Source organism: Streptomyces roseicoloratus, assembly GCF_004117935.1.
GTDB classification, from domain to species: Bacteria; Actinomycetota; Actinomycetes; order Streptomycetales; family Streptomycetaceae; genus Streptomyces; species Streptomyces roseicoloratus.
In genome coordinates this window covers 1-15,561 of the sequence record NZ_SDOY01000095.1, presented here as the reverse complement: position 1 = coordinate 15,561, position 15,561 = coordinate 1, and the positions used below count along the sequence as shown (strand labels likewise).

General features: G+C 72.6%; 14 protein-coding genes. 9 read left to right on the top strand and 5 right to left on the bottom strand.

The genetic code is table 11. From position 1 onward, the window contains the following. Window positions 1-140 precede the first annotated feature (140 nt). Together ESG85_RS35460 and ESG85_RS10100 are read left to right on the top strand one after the other, a co-directional pair. A complete protein-coding gene (locus ESG85_RS35460; protein ID WP_219825173.1) occupies window positions 141-1,514 on the top strand; it encodes an NAD(P)-binding domain-containing protein in 1,374 nt (457 codons plus the stop codon). A 183-nt stretch (window positions 1,515-1,697) separates the two neighbouring features. Beyond that, on the top strand, window positions 1,698-2,570 hold the full coding sequence (locus ESG85_RS10100; RefSeq protein WP_128977730.1) for an SDR family NAD(P)-dependent oxidoreductase: 873 nt from the start codon (window positions 1,698-1,700) through the stop codon (window positions 2,568-2,570). 383 nt (window positions 2,571-2,953) lie between these two features. Here the strand turns inward: ESG85_RS10100 and ESG85_RS10095 are convergent, their stop codons facing one another. After that, window positions 2,954-3,889, bottom strand: a complete 936-nt coding sequence (locus ESG85_RS10095) for an AraC family transcriptional regulator (protein ID WP_128977729.1) — start codon at window positions 3,887-3,889, stop codon at window positions 2,954-2,956. 55 nt (window positions 3,890-3,944) lie between these two features. Further along, a complete protein-coding gene (locus tag ESG85_RS10090; protein WP_128977728.1) occupies window positions 3,945-4,871 on the bottom strand; it encodes an NADP-dependent oxidoreductase in 927 nt (308 codons plus the stop codon). Between the two features lie 356 nt (window positions 4,872-5,227). Between ESG85_RS10090 and ESG85_RS10085 the strand changes: the two genes are divergently transcribed. Beyond that, window positions 5,228-7,717 carry a molybdopterin oxidoreductase family protein gene (locus ESG85_RS10085; protein ID WP_128977727.1) on the top strand — a complete coding sequence of 830 codons (2,490 nt, stop codon included), beginning with the start codon at window positions 5,228-5,230 and terminating at the stop codon, window positions 7,715-7,717. After that, window positions 7,714-8,208, top strand: coding sequence for a hypothetical protein (locus tag ESG85_RS10080; RefSeq protein ID WP_128977726.1), 495 nt, complete (start codon window positions 7,714-7,716; stop codon window positions 8,206-8,208). The genes ESG85_RS10085 and ESG85_RS10080 overlap by 4 nt, the downstream gene beginning before the upstream one ends. Before the next feature lie 216 nt (window positions 8,209-8,424). On the opposite strand, the gene ESG85_RS10075 is transcribed toward ESG85_RS10080, so the two are convergent. Continuing rightward, window positions 8,425-8,898 (bottom strand): ATP-binding protein, encoded by a 474-nt coding sequence (locus ESG85_RS10075; RefSeq protein WP_128977725.1) that lies wholly within the window; start codon window positions 8,896-8,898, stop codon window positions 8,425-8,427. Between the two features lie 185 nt (window positions 8,899-9,083). Between ESG85_RS10075 and ESG85_RS10070 the strand changes: the two genes are divergently transcribed. The 5 genes from ESG85_RS10070 to ESG85_RS10050 all read left to right on the top strand — a co-directional run bounded on the left by ESG85_RS10070 (window position 9,084) and on the right by ESG85_RS10050 (window position 13,859). Continuing rightward, on the top strand, window positions 9,084-9,956 hold the full coding sequence (locus tag ESG85_RS10070; RefSeq protein ID WP_128977724.1) for a helix-turn-helix domain-containing protein: 873 nt from the start codon (window positions 9,084-9,086) through the stop codon (window positions 9,954-9,956). Beyond that, window positions 9,953-10,138 carry a DUF397 domain-containing protein gene (locus ESG85_RS10065; RefSeq protein ID WP_128977723.1) on the top strand — a complete coding sequence of 62 codons (186 nt, stop codon included), beginning with the start codon at window positions 9,953-9,955 and terminating at the stop codon, window positions 10,136-10,138. The genes ESG85_RS10070 and ESG85_RS10065 overlap by 4 nt, the downstream gene beginning before the upstream one ends. Window positions 10,139-10,447: 309 nt before the next feature. Further along, window positions 10,448-10,843, top strand: coding sequence for a TOBE domain-containing protein (locus ESG85_RS10060; protein ID WP_128977722.1), 396 nt, complete (start codon window positions 10,448-10,450; stop codon window positions 10,841-10,843). Between the two features lie 71 nt (window positions 10,844-10,914). Continuing rightward, window positions 10,915-11,724, top strand: coding sequence for a molybdate ABC transporter substrate-binding protein (modA, locus tag ESG85_RS10055; RefSeq protein WP_181019003.1), 810 nt, complete (start codon window positions 10,915-10,917; stop codon window positions 11,722-11,724). Between the two features lie 125 nt (window positions 11,725-11,849). Next, window positions 11,850-13,859 (top strand): ABC transporter permease, encoded by a 2,010-nt coding sequence (locus ESG85_RS10050; RefSeq protein ID WP_128977720.1) that lies wholly within the window; start codon window positions 11,850-11,852, stop codon window positions 13,857-13,859. A 93-nt stretch (window positions 13,860-13,952) separates the two neighbouring features. On the opposite strand, the gene ESG85_RS10045 is transcribed toward ESG85_RS10050, so the two are convergent. Together ESG85_RS10045 and ESG85_RS10040 are read right to left on the bottom strand one after the other, a co-directional pair. Further along, entirely contained in the window at window positions 13,953-14,846 is an 894-nt protein-coding gene (locus ESG85_RS10045) for an ABC transporter permease (RefSeq protein ID WP_128977719.1), read from the bottom strand. Continuing rightward, a partial coding sequence (locus ESG85_RS10040; protein WP_164986213.1) for an ABC transporter ATP-binding protein occupies window positions 14,833-15,561 on the bottom strand: 729 nt, incomplete at its 5' end. The genes ESG85_RS10040 and ESG85_RS10045, both read right to left, overlap by 14 nt.

Genomic DNA, 15,561 nt, shown 5'->3' with positions numbered 1-15,561 from the left:
AGCGGCCCAGTGCCGCTTCGTCCGGGGTGCGGCCCGGGGTCTGTAGATTTGATGAATGTCTATGTTGACGAGTGTCGATACAGGTGTCATGCTGGCTGCACAAGCCATCGACAGACGTCGAAGCAAAGAGGGGAATCGTCGTGAACGCCACCGCCACCGACCAGCTGCCCATCCTCGTGATCGGAGCGGGCCCCGCCGGCCTGGCCGCCGCCGCCCACCTCGTCGACCGCGGCCTCGAACCCCTCGTCCTGGAAGCCGGTGACCGGGCGGGTGCCGCAGTGCGCGAGTGGTCACACGTGCGACTCTTCTCGACCTGGGGCGAGCTCACCGACCCGGCCGCCGAGAAGCTCCTCGCGCCGACCGGCTGGGTGAAGCCCGACGCGAAGACGTATCCGACCGGCGGTGACTGGGCGGAGACGTACCTCCAGCCGCTGGCCGGCGTTCTCGGCGACAAGGTCCGCTTCGGCGCGACGGTCACCGGCGTCTCCCGCGCCGGCCGCGACCGGATCGTCGACGCCGACCGCGAGACCCAGCCGTTCGTCGTCCACGTCACCCACGCCGAAGGCTGCGAGGAGCGGATCCTCGCCCGCGCGGTGATCGACGCATCCGGCACCTGGGCGACCCCCAGCCCGGCCGGCGCCTCCGGCCTGTCGGCCCTCGGCGAGAAGGCCGCCGCCGACCGCGTCACCTACCGCGTCCCCGACCTCCAGGACCCGGCCGTCCGTGCCCGATACGCGGGCAAGCGCACCGCCGTCATCGGCTCCGGCGCCTCCGCCTTCACCGCGCTCGCCTCGCTCGCCGGGCTGGCCGCCGCCGAGGACGGCGCGGGCACGAAGGCGGTCTGGATCCTGCGCCGCGGCATCTCCGGCTCCACCTTCGGCGGCGGCACCGCCGACCAGCTCCCCGCCCGCGGCGCCCTCGGCCTCGCAGCCAAGGCCGCCGTCGACGAGGGCCACGCCGACGCCGTCACCGGCTTCCGGACCGAGGCGATCGAGCGGGACGGCGAGCGCCTGGTCCTGGTGGCCGAGGACGGCCGCCGCCTCGACCCGGTCGACGAGGTCATCGTCCTCACCGGCTTCCGTCCCGACCTGTCCTTCCTCGGCGAACTCCGCCTCGGACTCGACGAGCGCCTCCAGGCCCCGGTGGCACTCGCCCCCCTGATCGACCCCAACCAGCACTCCTGCGGCACCGTCTACCCGCACGGCGTGAACGAGCTCTCCCACCCGGAGAAGGGCGTCTACCTGGTCGGCATGAAGTCCTACGGCCGCGCCCCGACCTTCCTCGCCCTCACCGGCTACGAGCAGGTCCGCTCCGTCGTCGCCGCGATCGCCGGCGACCACGAGTCCGCGCAACGCGTCGAGCTCGTCCTTCCGGAGACCGGAGTGTGCGGCGGTGCCGGCCTGTTCGACCAGCCCGACACCGAGCAGGCGGGGGACGGCGGCGGCTGCTGCGCCCCCGCTCCCGCGCTCATCCAGCTCGGCACGACGACCCAGGCGCCCTCCTGCGGCTCGTGACCGACCTCGGCACCCGCCTGGACGGGGCCGCGACCGGAACGGGGGGCCGGTCGCGGCCCCGCGCCGTGCTGCCCGCACTCTGCCCGACCCGGATCACCGGCTGCGCGATCGTCTTGAGAGCGAAGTCCCTCTCGGCGAACGCGACTTGCCTTCGAGCGCACTCGAAGGCCTAGCGTCGGGTCCATGACCACGACGAACCAGACGAAGACATGGATCATCACCGGCGCGAGTTCGGGCCTCGGCCTCGCGCTCGCCGAGGCGGCGCTCGCGGCCGGCGAGCACGTGGTCGGAACCGCGCGGCGGGCCGACCGTTTCGACGGGCTCAAGGCACGGTACGGGAATCGGCTCCTCGCCGTCGAGCACGACGTGCGCGACACGGCGGGAGCGGCCGCGGTCGTGCGGCGGGCGCTGGACGTGTTCGGGCGCGTCGACGTGCTCGTCAACAACGCCGGTGCCGGACAGGTGGGCGCCGCCGAAGAGATCACGGATGCCGCGCTGCGGGCCATGCTCGAGCAGCACCTGTTCGGCCCGGCCGCCTATGTGCGTGCGGTCCTGCCCCACATGCGGGAGCGTCGCTCGGGCGCGATCGTGCAGATGAGCAGCCAGGGAGGGCGGATGTCCTTCCCCGCCGTCGGCAGCTACTCGGCCGGGAAGTTCGCCCTCGAGGGCTGGTCGGAAGCCCTCGCCGGCGAGGTCGCACCGTTCGGCATCCGCGTCCTCATCGCCGAGCCCAGTCGCTTCCGCACCGCGTTCAACGCCGCCGACGTCCTCAACACGGCGCAGCAGAGCTCCTCGTACGACGAGGTCATCGGTACCGTGCGCGCCAACATGGCCGAGGCCGACGGCATCCAGGAGGGAGACCCGGCACGCGCCGCCCGGGTGATCCGCGACGTGCTCGACACCCCCGACGCGCCGCTCCGGCTCCCGCTCGGTGCCGAGGCGGTTCGCAATCTGACCCGCGTCTACCGCGCTGCGCTCGACGACGTCGAGAAGTGGGCGTCGGTGAGCGCGTCCGCGGACTTCCCGGGCATGCCGCCCGCGGTGCGCGCGTTCTGATCGCCGTGCGCCGTGTGCCGCGGGCCGGGGCCGCCCGGCCCGGCGACGCCACCGCTCCGGTGCTACGCGCGGAAGTCCGGCCTCGTGCGCCCCGCTCGCCACCTCTCGGGGAGGCCGCGGGCACTCCCCGTTCGACCTGCCGAAGGGTGACGCCCGCCCCGTCGGCTCCACCCGCTGGGGTGAGGCCGCCGGGACGGAATGCCGGCGATCGTCGTCCGGACGGCGGCGGGCGCGACGACGAGGAGCCACGGTGCGTCCCGGCAGCGTCATGGCGGGTCGGGACGGTGGTCATGACGGGTCGGGATGGTGGTCATATCGGGTCGGGATGGGGGAGCCGCTCCGGCCGCCCCCATCGTCCCGGCGTCGCTTCCCGTGACCCCAGGTCAGGCCGCGCGCGCCTCGCGCCGGTAACCACCCGGGGCCTGCCCGTACTCGCGTTTGAAGGCTTTGGCGAAGGCGTACTCGGAGCCGTAGCCGGTGCGTGCGGCGATCGCGGACAGCGGGTCCTCGGACTCTCGGAGGATCCGTGCGGCGGTCGTCATGCGCCAGCGGGTCAGGTACGCCATGGGCGGCTCGCCGACCAGGTCGTTGAACCGGCGGGCGAACGCCGCGCGGGAGAGGCCCGCGCGGGCGGCCAGCGACTCCACGGTCCACGGGGCACCCGGCTCCGCGTGGATCGCCGCCAGGACCGGCGCGACCGCCGTGTCACCGAGCGCGGCCGCCCAGCCCCTGGCCCGCGCGGCCGGACCCTGCTCCAGCCAGGCGCGCAGGATGTAGAGGAGCAGCGAGTCGATCAGCGCCGGCACGATGCCGGCCGAGCCCGGCCGCGGCTGCTCCAGCTCCGCGCGCAACAGCTGGATCGCGGAGGAGAGTTCGGGATGCCGGACGGGGTTCGCGGGGAGATGGATGATCTCCGGCAACTGTCGTACGAGGGGGTGCGGACGGGCCTGGTCGAGGTGGTAGTTCCCGCACAGCAGGTTGGTGCGGGCGCCGGCGCCGCCGATGGTGACCGTGCCGAGCGGGGAGCCCGGACTGAACTGGGACTCCCGCTCGACCTCGGCCGGGGTGTCGGGGTGGTCGGCCAGGATGTGCCCGCGGCCGTTCCGCAGGAAGACCACGTCGCCCGGTCCCAGCGGGAGGGACGGCTGCTGCGCCGCGTCCTCCAGCGGGACGAGCCAGCACGTGCCCGACAGCACCACGTGGAAACCCGCACCGGCCACGGGGGGCAGCCTCAGTCCGAACGGCGCACGTCCGGTGGTCCGGACGGAGACCGGTCGGCCGGTCCGCATCGAGGACAGCACCTCGGTGAGGATGTCCAACTCCCGCTCCTCTCCCTCGTCTTCCGGTATTCCACCGCACTCCGACCCGCCCCGCTCAGGCCACCGTCAGGACGACCTTGCCGCGGGTGCGGCCCGAACCGACCAGTTCGTGGGCCTTGGCCGCCTCCTCGAGCGGGAGCGTCGCGGAGACGTGCGGGCGGATGCGGCCTGCGTCGATCAGGGCCGCGATCGCCTCCAGGGAGGCGTAGTCCGGTTCGACCGAGATCCCGGCGAAGTGGCGGCCCTCGGCCTCGACGCGGGCGGCGAGCTCGGTGTTCCAGTGCTCCATGATGCTGACCAGGGTGCCGCCGGGCTTGAGGACGCCGAGCGCGCGCTCGCCCTCGGAGCTGGAGTCGAAGACGACGTCGACGTCCTTGACCGCTTCGGTGTAGTCGGTGGTGCGGTAGTCGACGATCTCGTCCGCCCCGAGTTCACGGACGAAATCGTGGTTGGCGGCGCTCGCCAGGGCTATGACGTGGGCCCCGCGCGCCTTGGCGATCTGGACCGCGAAGTGGCCGACGCCACCGGCCGCCCGGTGGACCAGCACCCGCTGCCCTTCGGCGACTCGGGCGGCGTCGACCAGGCCCTGCCAGGCGGTGAGGGCGGCGAGCGGCACGGCGGCGGCCTGCACGTGGTCGAGCGTCGCGGGCTTGCGGGCCACCTGGCGCGAGGGCACGGCCACGTAGTCGGCGTAGCCGGTGGCGGCTCGCGGGAAGAACGGCAGCCCGAAGACCTCGTCGCCGGCCTTGAAGCGAGCACCCGGTCCGGCTTCCTCGACGACACCGGAGATGTCCCAGCCCACACCGAACGGCGGCTCGCCGAGCAGCGGGTAGGCACCGGAGCGCACCGCCACGTCGACCGGGTTGACGCCGCTCGCGTGCACCCGGACCAGGACCTCGCCGCCGAGCGGGGCGGGCTTGTCCCTCTCGGCGAGCTCCAGGACCTCGGGGCCGCCGAAGGACTTCTGGATGACAGCACGCATGTCGAACTCCCTTTCACATGGGGGGAATCGGGGCGAGCGCCCCGCTCTGCCTCCACATTAATGAAGATCGAACGAGCCGTTGAATATCCTCCCGTCTTGGAAAGATGTCCGAGCGTCCACCGCGCCGAGACGGACAGCCGAGAGGAGGCCCGCGGCGCCTCGGTCCGGCCCCTCGTGCCGTCCTGTACATGCCACAGCCGCCGGGACCGTCGCGCCCCGCGCACCGCCCTCCAGCTGACGGGCGTGCCCCGGGCGAAAAGGGGCGAGAGGGGACGGAGGAAGGCATGGTGTGAGCCAGGACGGGGGCGGGCACCCGCAAGGCCGGGCAGCACTCGGCGGCGACGTACGGAGGCGGAATGGACGGGTCGGTGGACCGGATCGCACGACCGTGGGGCAGCCGTACGCCGTACGACCGCGGCCGTCCGTGGCCTGCCCGCGTGGACACCTATCTGGCGGACGGTGTCGCGCCGGAGTCGGTGGACAGGTGGGTGCAGGCCGCCTCGATCCTGCATTCCGACGGTGACGCCATGGACATCGCGGTCAAGGAGGGCCGGATCGTCGGCGTGCGGGGACGGGCGGTCGACCGCGTCAATCACGGTCGCCTCGGCCCCAAGGACCTCTTCGGCTGGCAGGCCAACGCCGCCCGGGACCGGCTCACACGGCCCCTGGTCCGAGTGGACGGACGGCTCGTGGAGACGGACTGGGAGACCGCGATGGAGCGGATCGTCGCCCGTTCCCGGCAGCTGCTGGAGGAGCGCGGGCCCGGGGCGATCGGGTTCTACACCTCCGGGCAGCTCTTCCTGGAGGAGTACTACACCCTCGCGGTGCTGGCCCGGGCCGGGATCGGCACCCACCACCTGGACGGGAACACGCGGCTCTGCACGTCGACGGCGGCCGAGGCACTGAAGGAGTCGTTCGGCTGCGACGGACAGCCGGGAAGCTACGACGACATCGACCACGCGGACGTCATCGCCCTGTTCGGACACAACCTCGCCGAGACTCAGCCGGTGCAGTGGATGCGGATCCTGGACCGGCTGGAGGGCGGCGACCCGCCCCGCCTGGTGTGTGTGGACCCCCGCCCGACCCGGGTGGCGCGCAGGGCCTCCGTCCATCTCGCTCCGCGCGTGGGGACGAACGTCGCCCTGCTGAACGCCCTCCTGTACGAGGTCATCCGCACCGGCCGCGTCGACACCGGCTACGTCGAGGCCCACACCGTCGGCTTCGACGAGCTGAAGGCCCGCCTCGCCTCCTGCACGCCCGAGTGGGCCGCGGACGTCTGCGACGTGCCCGCCGCCCGCATCCAGGAGGCGGCGGAGATCCTGGGGGCGGCGGAGCGGCTGCTGTCGACCGTCCTGCAGGGCGTCTACCAGTCCCACCAGGCGACCGCGGCGGCCGTGCAGGTGAACAACCTGCACCTGATCCGCGGCATGCTGGGCCGCCCCGGCGCCGGGGTCCTGCAGATGAACGGGCAGCCCACCGCCCAGAACACCCGGGAGTGCGGCGCGAACGGTGACCTGCCGGGCTTCAGGAACTGGCAGAACGACGAGCACGTCGCCGACCTGGCCCGGGTGTGGAACGTCGACCCGAAGACGATCCCGCACTACGGCCCGCCCACCCACGCGATGCAGATGTTCCGCTACGCCGAGCAGGGGTCCCTGCGCATGCTGTGGATCAGCGGCACCAACCCGGCCGTCTCCCTGCCGGAGCTCTCCCGCATCCGTGCGATCCTCGCCCAGGACCGCCTCTTCGTGATCGCCCAGGACCTGTTCCTCACCGAGACCGCCCGGCTCGCCGACGTCGTCCTGCCCGCGGCGACCTGGGGAGAGAAGACCGGCACCTTCACCAACGCGGACAGGACCGTCCACCTCTCCGACAAGGCCGTCGAACCGCCCGGCGAAGCCAGGCCGGACCTCGACATCTTCCTGGACTACGCCCGGCGCATGGACTTCCGCGACAAGGACGGCGCCCCGCTCGTCGGCTGGCACGATCCGGAGTCCGCCTTCGAGGCGTGGAAACGCTGCAGCGCGGGCCGGCCGTGCGACTACACGGGCCTGAGCCACGCGAAGCTGCGCGGCGGCACCGGCGTCCAGTGGCCCTGCAACGACCGGGCACCCGAAGGCACACCGCGCCTGTACGGGGAGGGCATCACCTGGGCGCACCCGGACGTGTGCGAGTCCTACGGGAAGGACCTCGTCACCGGGGCGACCGTCGAAGCCGTCGAGTACCGCTCGCTCAACCCCGACGGCAGAGCCGTCCTGAAGGCCGCCGAGTACCTGCCGCCCCACGAGGAGCCCGGCGGCGAGTACCCCTTCCAGCTCACCACCGGCCGCACCCTCTACCACTTCCACACCCGCACCAAGACCGGCCGCGCGCCCCAGCTGAACGCCGCGGCCCCCGACGTGTGGGTCGAGGCGTCCGCCGGGGACGCCCGCGCCCTCGACGCCCGCGAAGGAGACCTCATGGAGGTGTCGACCCCGCGGGGCCTCCTCCGGGCCCGGCTCAGGATCACCGACATCCGGCCGGGACTCCTCTTCGTACCGTTCCACTACGGCTACTGGGACACCCCGGCCGGCCACGCCCCCGACGCCACCACACCGGGCCGCGCCGCGAACGAGACCACCGTGACCGACTGGGACCCCGTCTCCAAGCAGCCGCTCTTCAAGACCGCCGCGGCCGCCCTTCGCCTCGTCGAACGGTCCGACGGCACCACGTCCCGCGCGCCCACGACCACCGCGTCCGCCCCGCACCGCACCGGCGACGCGCCCGCCACCGAGGGAGGCGCCGCGGCCATGGTGTCCGAGACCGCCGATCCGGCCTGGAACGACGGCGGAAGGAGCGACGCGTGAACGGCGTCGAGCTCGTCCTGCGTGCGATCCACCACGGCGAACAGGAGCTCGCCGACGACCTGCTGGCGGTCGCCGGGCGTCACTCCGCCGACCACGAGGTCCACCACGTGGCGACCGACCTCGCGGCCTGGTCGCGCGAGCACGTCGAGCGCGTGACCGGGACCGCCCGCCACCGCGGCCTGGACCTCGCCGAGCCGCACCAGGACGACTCCTCACCGGGACTCCTGGCGGCGCTGAAGGAGAACGCCGCCGAAGCCCCGGGCCGCCGCCCGGAGCCCGGCCTGCTGCTCCTGCGCGACCTGCGCGACCTGCACCTGAAAGCCGCGGAGAACTCCCTGTACTGGGAGATGCTCGCCCAGCTCGCCCAGGCGACCCGCGACGACGAGGCCCTCGAGCTCGCGTCGGCCTGCCACCCCCGGACCCTGCGACAGGTCCGCTGGACCAACACCATGATCAAAACCCTCTGCCCGCAAACGCTCTCGAGCCTGTGAACCGCGGCGACGCGCCCCAGGCCGTCATCGACCTGTCCGCCGCCCACATCCGGGACGCCTCCTCCGCCGCCCTCGACGCCATCGAGACCACGTACGCGCAGCGCGGCACGACCGTCGAGATCATCGGACTCGACGACCCCCGCGCCGACCTCCACGGCGAGCCCACCGGCGAGCCGGTCCGATCGCCGGCGCGGCGTCTGCCCGCGCGTCCGGCGGTCACGCGCTCGCCGGCGGCGTCGACGCCGCCCGTACAGGAGCGCGCAGAGCGAGCTCCGCCCATACGGTCTTCCCGCCCGGTGGGTACGGCTCCGTGCCCCAGTGGTCGGTGAGCGCGGCGACGAGGAGGAGGCCCCGTCCGGCATCGGGGTCGTCCGTGCGGTGCGTCGGGACGGGGGAGGGGCGGCGCTCGCCGCGCGCGTCGGTGACCGCGATCCTGAGGACGCCGATCGCCGGGTCCAGCGTGAGCGTGACGCGGAAGTCCCGCCCCCGGACCCGGCCGTGCAGGACCGCGTTCGCCGCGAGTTCGGCCACGACCTGCTCGGCGCGCTCCGTCACGCCGGGTGACACCTCCCAGTCCCGCAACTGCCCGGCGGCGAGCAGCCGGGCCAGTCGGGCGCCCCGGCGCGTGGACGACAGGAGCTGGGCGAACGTGCGTACGGGGAGCGCGGATCGGGGAGCGGTGGTCGTCATGGCTCCCACGGTCCCGCAGCCGTCAGGGCGCGAACCATACATCAACCCCGTACGCTGCGTCAGCGTACGGGCACAATCGGTGGACAGTACGCGGTCGTTGTCGTCACGCTGAGTGCTGCCGGGCCGAGGGGATGCGGCCGGCGCTCACCATGCATCTGTACGTACGGACCTGGAGGTGGCCGCGGATGACGACGAACGGCGGCGCGGGTGACAACGACGACCTGCCGGCGGTCTGCGAGGCGGAACGGGAGCCCGATCCTTCGGACAGTCTGCGAACCTTCGGGGCCGTCGTCCAGGCCCTGCGCGAACACGCGGGGCTCAGCAGGGTCCAGTTCGGCGAACTCGTCCGCTTCTCCAAACACACCGTGGAATCGGTCGAGTTGGGGCGTCGCATGCCGGACGAGTCGTTCGTGGACCGGGCCGAGGGCGCGACCGGCAACACGGGTGCCCTGAGGAAGGCGGCACCGTTCCTGAGCCGCGGGGAGGCGGGCCTGGCGGCCTGGTTCCGGCAGTGGGCCAGGCTGGAGAAGGTGGCGGTGAGCCTGTGCACGTACGAGTGCCGGCTGGTGCCGGGCATGCTGCAGTCGGAGGCGTACGCGCGGGCGGTGTTCGAGAACGGCATTCCGCTGTTGTCCGACGAGCAGCTGGAGACACAGGTCGAAGCCCGGATGAAGCGTCAACGGGTGCTGTACGAGCGGGTGCACGTGCCGTTCAGCTTCATCGTGGAGGAGCACGTGTTCCGCCGGCGCCTGGGCGGTGCCGGGGTGATGCGGGGCCTGATCGACCATGTGCTGACGCTGAGCGCCTTGCGGAACGTGACGCTGCAAATCGTGTCGATGGACGCGGACGCGCACGGGTGTCTGGACGGGCCGATGTGGCTCCTGGAGACGCCGAAGGGGCAGCGGGTCGCGTACTCCGAAGGCCAGCAGAACGGGCGTCTGATCGCCGACGTGAAAGAGGTGAGTCTGCTTCAGCAGCGCTATGACAGACTGCGCTCGCAGGCCCTGAACGCCAAGGACTCGCGGGGTCTGTTGGAGCGACTCCGAGGAGAACTATGAGGACGACGGAACTGACCTGGTTCAAGTCCAGCTACAGCGGCACCCAGGGCGACAACTGCGTCGAGGTCGCCATGACCGCGCAGGCCGTGCGCGTACGCGACTCCAAGGACGTCACGCGCCCTGACGTCGCGGTCGGCCGCGAGGGCTGGTCGCGTTTCGTGGAGTTCGCGGCGGAGATCTGAACCGGTTCGAACCGAACCATCCAGAGGCCCCGGCGGTCAGGTCCCACGCCGACCGCCGGGACGCCCGACCGCCGGCACGCCCGCATGCCGGGAAACGCCCGCATGCCGGACGCCCGTCGCCGGGGACGCCCGTACGCCGGGCTCGGCGCCGTAGAGGAGGGTCTCCAGGCCGCGGGTCGCCGTCCCGGCCGGGACGGCCGGGGCAAGCCAGCTCGCTCTTGTGGGTTTCTCCAGCTCTCCTCGCATCCGCGATGGAGGGTCCCACGACGTTGTTGCAGATGCAGGCGATCGGTGCCTACCGTGTCGCATATGCAGTCCTACACCATCGGTCAGGCCGCGCGTCTGCTGGGCGTCAGTCCCGACACCGCGCGGCGCTGGGCCGACGCCGGGAGGGTCGAGACCCGGCGTGACGAGAGCGGGCGGCGCGTCATCGACGGGACGTCGCTGGCCGCGTTCTCCGTCGAGCTCGCACAGAGCGAGGACGGCGACGACGACGTGTCGTACACGTCGGCGCGCAACGCGTTCCCGGGCATCGTCACCGCGATCAAGCTCGGCGACGTCGCCGCCCAGGTCACGATCCAGGCCGGGCCCCACCGCCTGGTCTCCCTCCTCACCCGGGAGGCCGTGGAGGAGCTGGGACTGGAAGTCGGCATGCAGGCCACCGCCCGCGTGAAGTCGACCAACGTGCACATCGACCGCACCTGACGCGCACCCCTTCGGCCGCTGGCGCGACCGGCCCGACCCGCAGTTTCCTTGCCCCAGGAGTCCCGATCGCCATGCCGTTCACCTCCGCCGCACGCCGTGCCGCCGCCGTTCTCACCGCCGCCCTGCTCGTACCGCTCTCCGCCTGCTCGTCGAACGACGGCACCGGGAAGGACGCCGGCGGCTCCCCGGCCGCCGGATCCGGGAGCGGCGCACCCGCCGCGCGGCTCACCGTCCTCGCCGCCGCCTCGCTCACCGACGTGTTCACGACCGCCGGCGCCGCCTACGAGAAGACCCACCCCGGCACGAAGCTCACCTTCTCCTTCGCCGGCTCCCAGGAGCTCGTCGCCCAGGTCTCCCAGGGTGCGCCCGCGGACGTCCTGGTCACCGCCGACACCCAGAGCATGGACAAGGTGAGGGCCGACACCGGCACTCCCGCGATCATCGCGAAGAACCGGCTCGTCATCGCCACCGGCGAGGGGAACCCGTTCGAGGTCGACGAGCTGAAGGACCTCGCCGACACCGAGCTGAAGGTCGTCCTCGCGGCGCCCCAGGTGCCGGCCGGCACGTACAGCAGGCAGATCCTCGACAAGCAGAAGATCGCGCTGAAGCCGGTCTCCCAGGAGCCCAGCGTGCGGGCCGTGCTCAGCAAGGTCGAGCTCGGCGAGGCCGACGCCGGACTCGTCTACCGGACCGACGCCGAGAGCGCCAAGGACAAGGTCGACGCCGTCGAGATCCCCGACGACCAGAACGCGATCGCCCAGTACCCGGCCGCCACCCTCAACGACTCCGAGAACGCCGAGGCCGCCGCCGCGTTCGTCGCCTGGCTGTCCTCGCCCGAGGGCCGGAAGATCCTCCTGGACGCCGGCTTCCAGAAGCCGTGACCGTTCACCTCGGACCGACCAGCCTCCTCGCACCGACCGACATCGTCTGATCGACCAGCCTCCTCCGATCGACCAGCCTCCTCCGATCGACCAGCTCCTCGGATCGACCAGCCTCAGGATCAGCCATGAAGCGAGCAGCGCCAGGCCTCGACGGCAGCCGCACCGGAAAGCGCGCGGGACGCCGTACGGGGAACCCCGGCGGAAGCCCCGCCGGAGACCGCACGGCGCGGCGGCGGCCGCCCCTCCTGCTCGCCCTGCCGGCCCTCGCGGCCGTGGCGTTCCTGGCGCTTCCCCTCGTCGGCATCCTGGCGCGGACCGAGTGGGGCGAACTCGGGGGCCACCTGAGCTCGCCCGGCACCGTCCAGGCCCTGAAGCTCTCGCTCCTCGTCTCCTTCTGGGCGCTCGGTCTGTCGCTGCTGCTCGGCGTCCCGCTGGCGTGGCTGCTGGCCCGGGTGCCGTTCCCCGGCAAGGCCTTCGTGCGCTCGCTCGTCCTGCTGCCCATGGTCCTGCCGCCCACCGTCGGCGGCGTCGCCCTGCTCCTCGCCTTCGGGCGGCGCGGGCTGCTCGGCCCGTGGCTGCAGGACACCTTCGGCATCACCCTGCCGTTCCACACCTCCGGTGCCGTCCTCGCCGCGACCTTCGTCGCCATGCCCTTCCTCGTGATCAGCCTGGAGGGCGCGCTCGGCGGACTCCGGCCGCGCTACGAGGAGACGGCGGCCTCGCTCGGCGCCTCGCCCGTCAGGGTGTTCCTCACCGTCACCCTGCCCATGGTCATGCCCGGCGTCGTCGCGGGCGCGGCCCTCACCTGGGCGCGGGCGCTCGGCGAGTTCGGCGCGACGATCACCTTCGCCGGCAATCTCCCCGGCACCACCCAGACCCTGCCGCTCCAGGTCTACCTGCTGCTCCAGGACGAGCCGGAGGCCGCCACCTCCGTCTCGCTCCTGCTCCTCGTCATCGCCATGGCGGTCCTGATCGCCCTGCGCGGGCGGTGGACCGGCGGCCCGCCCGCCCGGGAACGCCGTACGGCCCGCGAGACCGGAGAGGACCCGGTCACCCCCGCACCGGTCCCCGCCGCCACGCTCTCGCGCCCGGCAGACGAACAGTGGGCCCTGCACGCCCGCGTCACCGGCTTCACCCGGCTCACCCTCGACGCCGGACCCGGCACCACCATCGCCGTCGTCGGCCCCAACGGCGCGGGCAAGACCACCCTCCTGCGTGCCCTCCTCGGCCTCACGCCCCGCGCCCACGCGGACCTCACCGTCGGCGGGACCGACGTCACCGGACTGCCCCCGCACCGCCGCCGGGTCGCCTGGGTGCCGCAGGACGGCGCCCTCTTCCCGCACATGACCGCCCTCGCCAACACCGCGTACGGGCTACGAGCCCAGGGCGTCCCGCGGGCCGAGGCCCGCCGCGCGGCCCAGGCCTGGCTCGACCGCCTCGGCGTCGGCCACCTGGGACACCGCAAGCCGGCCCAGCTCTCCGGCGGCCAGGCCCAGCGCGTCGCGCTCGCCCGGGCGCTCGCCGCACGGCCCCGGCTGCTGGTCCTCGACGAACCGCTCGCCGCGCTCGACCAGACCACCCGCGCCCACGTACGGCACACCCTGCGCACCCACCTCGCCGGGTTCGGCGGCGTCTGCCTGATCGTCACCCACGACCCGGTGGAAGCCGTCTCGCTCGCCGACCGCGTCCTCGTGCTCGACGCGGGCCGCGCCATCCAGGACGCCGCACCGGCCGAGGTCACCCGCCACCCCCGCTCCCCGTGGGTGGCCCGCATGCTCGGCCGCAACGCCTGGCCCGGCACGGCCACGCCGGACGGCCTCGCCCTGGACGGCGGAGGCACCCTCGTCGCCGCCGAGGTTCCGCCGCCCGGCACGGCCGCGCTCGCGATCGTCGCGCCCGAGGCGGTGTCCGTGCACCGCGAGCGGCCCGCGGGCAGCCCCCGCAACGTCTGGTCCGGCACCGTACGCGAGATCACCGGCAGCGGCAGCCGGCTGCGGCTCCTGATCACCTCCGACCTCGTCCCCGACCTCGTCGCCGAGATCACCCCCCAGGCCGCCGCCGAACTCGGCCTGGCCGACGGAGTGCCCGTCTGGACGAGCGTCAAGGCGACCGAGGCGACGGTCGTCGCGCTCTGACCTGACGCCAGGTGAGGCGGCCTGACGGCCGTGCCCCTCGGGGCGACGCACGGCCGGTGTCGGCGGCGGCGTCCCCGTCCCCTTCCTGAGAGCTCAGGCCTTGGTGAGGAGGCCGCGGCGGCGGAGGACGGCGCGTTCGAGGGGGCTGAAGAGGAGGAGGTCGATGGCGATGCCGACGAGGAGGATGAGGATGATGGCGAGGAAGATGCCGGGCATGTCGAAGTTGTTGCGGCCGTTTTCGAGGAGTTGGCCGAGGCCGAGGCCGAGGTCGGGGGAGGAGGCGATGATCTCGGCGGCCATGAGGGAGCGCCAGGAGAAGGCCCAGCCTTGTTTGAGGCCGGCGAGGTAGCCGGGGAGGGCGGCGGGCATGACGATGTGCCAGGCGCCTTTGAGGCCGGTGGCGCCGAGGGTGCGTCCGGCGCGGAGGAAGAGGGGTGGGACCTGGTCGACTCCGGCGACGAGGCCGTTGGCGATGGAGGGGACGGCGCCGAGGAGGATGACGGCGAACATCATGCTGTCGTTCAGGCCGAGCCAGAGGACGGCGGGTGCGACCCAGGCGACGGAGGGCAGGGATTGCAGGCCGGAGAGGATCGGTCCGATGGCGGTGCGTATGACGGTGATGCGGGCGACGAGGAGTCCGAGGGGGGTGCCGAGGGCGAGGGCGAGGAGGAAGCCGAGCAGGGCTCGGGAGACGCTGGTCCACAGGACGCTGTGGAGGGTGCCTTCGAGCCACATGGTGGTGAGGCTGTTCCAGACGGCGCCGGGTGAGGGGAGTTTGCCTTCGTCGGTGGCTTTCAGGGTGACGAGGAGTTGCCATGCGGCTACGACGAGGATGATGGCGAGGAGTGGGGGGAGGACTTTTTTGAGGAGGGTTTGGTGGGTGGGGGTGCGGTGGGTCTGGATGGTGTCGAGGGCGTCGAGGCCTGCTTCGAGGCCGGCGAGGTCGTCGGTCTTGGTGGTGGTGGGGGTGGTGTCAGTGCTGGCCATGGCGGCGGATCTCCCCACGGAGTTGTTCGGTGATCTCGAGGGACAGTTCCGCGACGGCGGCGTCTTCGATGCGGCGTGGGTGGGGGATGTCGATGGTCCACTGGTGGGCGATGCGGCCGGGTCGTGAGGAGAGCAGGACGACGCGTTGGGCGAGGCGGACGGCTTCGCGGACGTTGTGGGTGACGAAGAGGACGGAGAGGCGGGTTTCGCGCCAGATGCGGGTGAGTTCGTCGTGGAGGACGTCGCGGGTGATGGCGTCGAGTGCGGCGAAGGGTTCGTCCATGAGGAGGAGTGAGGAGTTCTGGGCGAGGGCGCGGGCCATGGCGACGCGTTGGCGCATGCCTCCGGACAGTTCGTGGACGCGTTTGTGGTAGGAGCCGGTGAGGCGGACGAGTTCGAGGAGGCGGTCGGCTTCGGGGCGGCGCAGGGGTTTGGGGAGGCCGCGGAGTTTGAGGGCGAGTTCGATGTTCTTTCCGGCGGTGAGCCAGGGGAACAGGGCGTGTTCCTGGAACATCAGGGCGGGGCGGCCGGTGGTGGTGATGGTGCCGGTGGTGGGGCGGTCGAGTCCGGCGACGAGGTTGAGCAGGGTGGACTTGCCGCAGCCCGAGGCTCCCAGGAGGGTGACGAACTCGCCGGGGGCGACGTCGAGGCTGATGTCGTCGAGGACGAGCTGCCCGCCGGCGGGACCGCCGAAGGACTTCGAGACGTGCTCGAT

What these genes read in the sequence shown, in the direction of transcription:
- ESG85_RS10100 (WP_128977730.1), top strand. Translation starts at nt 1,698, where the DNA reads ATGACCACGACGAACCAGACGAAGACATGGATCATCACCGGCGCGAGT.
- ESG85_RS10090 (WP_128977728.1), bottom strand. Translation starts at nt 4,871, where the DNA reads ATGCGTGCTGTCATCCAGAAGTCCTTCGGCGGCCCCGAGGTCCTGGAG.
- ESG85_RS10085 (WP_128977727.1), top strand. Translation starts at nt 5,228, where the DNA reads ATGGACGGGTCGGTGGACCGGATCGCACGACCGTGGGGCAGCCGTACG.
- ESG85_RS10075 (WP_128977725.1), bottom strand. Translation starts at nt 8,898, where the DNA reads ATGACGACCACCGCTCCCCGATCCGCGCTCCCCGTACGCACGTTCGCC.
- ESG85_RS10070 (WP_128977724.1), top strand. Translation starts at nt 9,084, where the DNA reads ATGACGACGAACGGCGGCGCGGGTGACAACGACGACCTGCCGGCGGTC.
- ESG85_RS10065 (WP_128977723.1), top strand. Translation starts at nt 9,953, where the DNA reads ATGAGGACGACGGAACTGACCTGGTTCAAGTCCAGCTACAGCGGCACC.
- ESG85_RS10060 (WP_128977722.1), top strand. Translation starts at nt 10,448, where the DNA reads ATGCAGTCCTACACCATCGGTCAGGCCGCGCGTCTGCTGGGCGTCAGT.
- modA (WP_181019003.1), top strand. Translation starts at nt 10,915, where the DNA reads ATGCCGTTCACCTCCGCCGCACGCCGTGCCGCCGCCGTTCTCACCGCC.
- ESG85_RS10050 (WP_128977720.1), top strand. Translation starts at nt 11,850, where the DNA reads ATGAAGCGAGCAGCGCCAGGCCTCGACGGCAGCCGCACCGGAAAGCGC.
- ESG85_RS10045 (WP_128977719.1), bottom strand. Translation starts at nt 14,846, where the DNA reads ATGGCCAGCACTGACACCACCCCCACCACCACCAAGACCGACGACCTC.